The following is a 4,219-nucleotide window of genomic DNA, read 5'->3' as shown; positions in this document are numbered from 1 at the left end:
GCTGGTTCGGAGAGATCAGCGGCGCGCACCCGCTCTTCTTCCTCGCCACATGGGCGCCCGCCATCGCGGCGCTCGTGCTGGTCCTGTCCCATGCCGGTGCCGCGGGCCTGCGGCGGTTCCTGTCGCGGCTGTTGCTCTGGCGGGCGCCGGCGGGCTGGGTGGTCTTCGTCGTGATCGGCCTGCCGCTGGTCTTCGTGGCCGGATCACTGGTCAAGGGCGGCCCGGTGATGGCGCCCCTGCCGCCCGAAGGCGCCGGCGCAATGGTCGCCGTCATGGTCATGATGCTGTTCCTCGGCCCCATCGAAGAGCTGGGCTGGCGCGGTGTGCTGCAACCCCTTATTCAGCGCCACCTGGCGCCGGTCTGGGCCGGGGCGCTGATCGGGGCGATCTGGGGATTCTGGCACCTGCCGGCCTTCTACCTCGCGGGCACCGTGTTCGGTGGCTGGAACTTCCTGCCCTTCTTCATCGGCAATGTCGTGCTCGCCGTGCTGGTCACGCCGATCCTGAACCGCACGGGCGGCAGCCTGCTCTGGCCGATGCTGTTTCACTGGCAGCTGATCAACCCGTTCTGGCCCGATGCGCAGCCCTGGGATACCGGGATTCTCGCCGGCGTCGCCGTTGTCGTCGTCTGGTGGAACCGCGAGACGATGTTCACCCGCGCGGGCGCCGTGACGGAGGTCATTCCGTCCTCGCCGTACCCCGCGCCGCAGGTGGCAAGGTGAACGCCATGCGGACTGTTCTTGCATTGGCCGCAATCCTCCTGTCGCTTCTGGCGACGGCCCCGGCTCTGGCGGAGGACGAAACCGGCCTCACGGACCGGTTGCGCGACACGCTCGAAGCGGTCCGCGAGCGCTACGATTTGCCGGGCGCGACGGCTGCCATCGTTCTGCCGGACGGGACGCTCGCAACCGCCGCGACGGGCCTGGCGGATGTCGAGGCGGGCCGGGCCATGACGCCCGGAACACCGATGCTGGCGGCAAGCATCGGCAAGACCTTCCTGGCGGCGACGGTCCTTTCGCTGGAAAGCGATGGGCTGATCTCGCAGGACGACCTCCTGGCCGATCATCTCGGCGACCGCCCCTGGTTCGCCGACCTGCCCAATGCCCGGAGCATCACGATCGGGCACCTGCTGCACCACCGGTCCGGCCTGCCGGATCACCCGCACCTGGCGGAGTTCCAGGACGCCGCGGCCGCAAGGATCGCCTCAGGCCAGCGCGTCTTCACCCCCGAGGAGTTGCTCGGATTCGTCATCGGGCGGGAGGCCCTGTTCGACGCCGGCACCGGTTGGGCCTACAGCGACACCGGCTATATCCTGCTCGGCCTGGTGATCGAGGCGGTCACCGGGCAGCGCTACTACGACGTCGTCGCGGAGCGGTTCCTGTCTCCGCTCGCTCTGGACGACACGCTCCCGTCGGACCGGCCGGACCTGCCCGGCCTCGCCGTGGGCTACACCATCCCGGACAACCCCTTCGGCCTGCCGGTGCGGACAGCGCATGCGGACGGCCGGCTGGTCTGGGATCCGGGCGTGGAATGGACCGGCGGCGGGTTTGCGTCCACCTCCGCCGACCTGGCGCGCTGGGGCCATGCGCTCTTCGGCGGCGAGGCGATGGCGGTCCCTTATCTCGACCGGCTCCTAGACGGGGGGCCGGTGGCGCCCGACGCGCCCGGCATCCTCTACGGTGCGGGTGTCGCGATCTATGCCGAGACGCCGCTCGGGCCTGTCTACGGCCACGGCGGCTGGATTCCCGGCTATGTCTCCAGCCTGCGCCACTACGCCGACCCCGGCGTCACGGTCGCCTTCCAGATCAACAGCGACGCCGGTGTTGTCGATGACAGCTCCAATCACGTGGGCGAGTTGGAGGCCGCGCTGGCCCGGCTCGCCATGGCGGTGCAGCAATGATCTCCCGCCGCGCGGTCCTCACCGGCCTCGGCGGCCTTGTCCTGGCCGGCGGCGCCTATGCGACCGGTGCCTACCGAAGCGCGATGGCCGCGGCCGACGCGCGTCTCGCCCGCCGCAGCAGCCTGATCGAGACGGATGCCGGCCCGCTGGAATACGCGGTCGCCGGCGATGGCCCGCCGGTCATGATGATCCACGGCACGGGCGGCGGGTTCGACCAGGGCCTGCTCTTTGCCCATGCGCTGCGCGAGCGCGGTTTCCGGATCGTCGCGCCCTCGCGCTTCGGCTACCTGCGCAGCGCCTTTCCCGACGACGCCTCGCCCGCGCACCAGGCGGATGTCCTGGTCACGCTTCTCGACCACCTGGGCATCGAGCGCCTGCCTGTCATCGGCGGCTCGGCCGGCGCCCTGACCGCCGCGGAATTCGCGTTGCGGCACCCGGACCGGTGCTCGCACCTCGTCCTGCTGGTGCCGGCGGCCAACCTGACCGGACGCGACCCGGTGGAGTTCACCGCCCTTCAGCGGATGGCCGTGAGTGTCGTCCTCGGGTCCGACCTCGCGTTCTGGACGCTCTCCTCGCTGGTGCCGGGACAGATGATCCGGACGCTTCTGGCCACCGACCCCGCGCTGCTCTCCCGCGTGGCGCCGGAGGAACGGCGGCGCGCGGAGCTGATCCTCGACGGGCTCATGCCGATCAGCCGCAAGGCGGACGGGCTCAGGACCGACGGGTTCTGGGCCGGCACGCCGTCGCCCACCGCCTATGAAGACATCGCGGTGCCGACGCTGATCCTGTCCTGCGAGGACGACCTCTTCGGCACGGCGGAGACGGCGCGGCGCCTCGCGGATCGGATCGCGGACGCGACCGTGACGATCTGGCCCGAGGGCGGGCATATCTGGCTTGGCCACGACGCGGATATGGCGCACGAGATCGCAGCGTTCGTGAAGGCCGCCTGATGGAGACACGGAGATGACCTGGAGAAAGATCGTGCTGACCGGGTTCGGCGACCCGGACACGCTGGAGATGCAGACTATCGACGCATTGCCGGACCCGGAAGGCAACGAGCTGCGCCTCCGTGTGCTGGTGACCAGCGCCGCCTTCACCGACGTGATGATCCGCAAGGGCCTCTACCCGGACGTGAAGGAGAAACCGCCGTTCACGCCCGGCTACGACCTCGTCGGCGTGGTGGATGCCGCCGGCCCCGATGCGACCCGCTTTCGCCCCGGGGACAGGGTCGCGGATCTGACGACCATCGGCGCCTATGCCGAATATGTATGCCTGCCCGAGGACCGGCTGACCCCCGTGCCGGAGGGTGTCTCCGAGACCGACGCGCTCGGCATGATCCTGTCGGCGGTGACGCCCTTCCAGATGCTGCAGCGCGTGGCGAATGCACGGGCCGGGCAGAGCCTGTTGATCCACGGCGCGGGCGGGGCCGTCGGCACGGCGATGCTGCAACTGGCACGCGACGCGGGGATCACGGCCTACGGCACCGACATCGCAGCCAAGCACGACCTGATCCGTCGCCTTGGCGCTACGGCCGTCGCGGCCGACGCGCCGGAAGACACCTTGCGGGAAGCCGTCGGCGAAGGGGTCGACTTCGTCTTCGACCCGCTCGGCGGCGACAGTCTCACCCGCTCGCTCCACGTGCTGAAGCCGGGCGGGATGCTCGTGGCCTTCGGCTTCCAGAACGAAGTCCTGGGCCGCGGCGGCTCGATCCCGCTGGATTTCGTGAAGCTCACGCTGTGGGACTGGCTGCCCAACGGTCACGCCACCGCCTTCTATTCCATCGGCGCGATGCGGCGAAAGCACCCCGACTGGTTCCGCGAAGACTTGGCGCATCTGTTCGCGATGCTTGCAGAGGGGCGCATCGCACCCGTAGTCGCCGAGGAGCTCCCACTGGAAGAGGTTCGCCGCGCCCACGAACGCATCGAGGCCGGAGAGGTCGCGGGCAAACTGGTCCTGAGGGTATCCGCGCCGTGATGCGGGCCGACGCGAGAGGAGCGGCAAGATGGGACGCACTCGATCCTTCCGAGGGGCCGGCGGCCGGCGGTCGGCGTTCGCTCGGGTCATGACCGGCCTGTTCCTTGCCCTCGCGGCGGTCCTTCTGACTGGCTTTGTCACGCTCACCCTGCTCAGCCCGGGCCGGCCGGCTCCGCTCCGCGACGCCGATGGCAACGTCATTCCCGGCAGCCTGTCCGAGCGCGTGACCGTCGAGATCGGCGGCATCCCGCAGGGCATGTTCATCCAGAGCGCCGATCCGGCGAACCCGGTGCTCCTGTTCCTGCATGGCGGTCCCGGCATGGTCGAGTTCTTCATGGAACAGGA

5 protein-coding genes are annotated in these 4,219 nt (G+C 69.9%); all 5 read left to right on the top strand.

The window, feature by feature from the left end; translation table 11 throughout:
• Nucleotides 1-722, top strand: a 722-nt coding sequence (locus P1J78_RS24295; protein ID WP_275569955.1) for a CPBP family intramembrane glutamic endopeptidase, incomplete at its 5' end; no start/stop codon positions are given.
• Between the two features lie 5 nt (nt 723-727).
• Nucleotides 728-1,900, top strand: a complete 1,173-nt coding sequence (locus P1J78_RS24290) for a serine hydrolase domain-containing protein (protein WP_275569954.1) — start codon at nt 728-730, stop codon at nt 1,898-1,900.
• Nucleotides 1,897-2,850 (top strand): alpha/beta fold hydrolase, encoded by a 954-nt coding sequence (locus P1J78_RS24285; RefSeq protein WP_275569953.1) that lies wholly within the window; start codon nt 1,897-1,899, stop codon nt 2,848-2,850. The genes P1J78_RS24290 and P1J78_RS24285 overlap by 4 nt, the downstream gene beginning before the upstream one ends.
• A gap of 13 nt (nt 2,851-2,863) precedes the next feature.
• Entirely contained in the window at nt 2,864-3,874 is a 1,011-nt protein-coding gene (locus tag P1J78_RS24280) for a medium chain dehydrogenase/reductase family protein (RefSeq protein WP_275569952.1), read from the top strand.
• 88 nt (nt 3,875-3,962) lie between these two features.
• On the top strand, nt 3,963-4,219 hold a 257-nt coding region (locus tag P1J78_RS24275), incomplete at its 3' end, for a hypothetical protein (protein WP_275569951.1).

The organism is Psychromarinibacter sediminicola (genome assembly GCF_029168335.1).
GTDB classification, from domain to species: domain Bacteria; phylum Pseudomonadota; class Alphaproteobacteria; order Rhodobacterales; family Rhodobacteraceae; genus Psychromarinibacter; species Psychromarinibacter sediminicola.
Note: the sequence above shows the minus strand (reverse complement) of the source record. Positions and strands in the feature narration are given on the sequence as shown.

Excerpts from the sequence above, each read along its gene's own strand:
- P1J78_RS24285 (WP_275569953.1), top strand. The coding sequence starts at position 1,897 with ATGATCTCCCGCCGCGCGGTCCTCACCGGCCTCGGCGGCCTTGTCCTG.
- P1J78_RS24290 (WP_275569954.1), top strand. The coding sequence starts at position 728 with ATGCGGACTGTTCTTGCATTGGCCGCAATCCTCCTGTCGCTTCTGGCG.
- P1J78_RS24280 (WP_275569952.1), top strand. The coding sequence starts at position 2,864 with ATGACCTGGAGAAAGATCGTGCTGACCGGGTTCGGCGACCCGGACACG.